1 protein-coding gene is annotated in these 525 nt (G+C 45.3%); it reads right to left on the reverse strand.

Annotation, left to right across the window (positions count from 1 at the left end; genetic code table 11):
- Window positions 1-525 (reverse strand): LCP family protein (locus ACWHAR_RS31790; RefSeq protein WP_452089016.1); only part of this gene is annotated, 525 nt, incomplete at both ends.

Below are 525 nucleotides of genomic sequence, written 5' to 3' on the forward strand. Positions count from 1 at the left end.
AGGCAAGAGCTTCCTCACCATTTAGATGCATATTTCCTTTTTTAAAATAGATTCTCTTCGATTTGGAGACATCGCTTTTTTCGCTAAAGTCAAACGGCACATCGACATCGATTCCGCCGATTTCATCGATGACATCTTTAAACCCGTCAAAATCGACCGTTGCATAGTAGTCGATCGGGATTCCGAGGAAATCCTCAACCGTCTCAATTGTTTCATCCTTGCCGCCTTTTGCATAGGCCGCATTAATTTTTGTTTTTGTGCCGGTTGTGTCGCTGGCCAAATGAACCCTTGTGTCCCGCGGAATGCTCAGCATTTTCATCGACTTCTTTTTAGGATCGAGCGTCACGACAATCAGGGAATCCGTCCGGCCGTGCTCGCCGTTTGTCGAATAATCTTCAACCCCCATAAAAAGAATCGAGAACGGCTTTTTTTGAATATCAACAACATCGTCCCTGAGCTTCGACTTCTCTCCGCGTTCAAGCTCATCATAAGTGCCGTCAGCCGCGGAAATCGTGTTTATAATTT

It is taken from the genome of Bacillus sp. LR--39 (assembly GCF_053613335.1).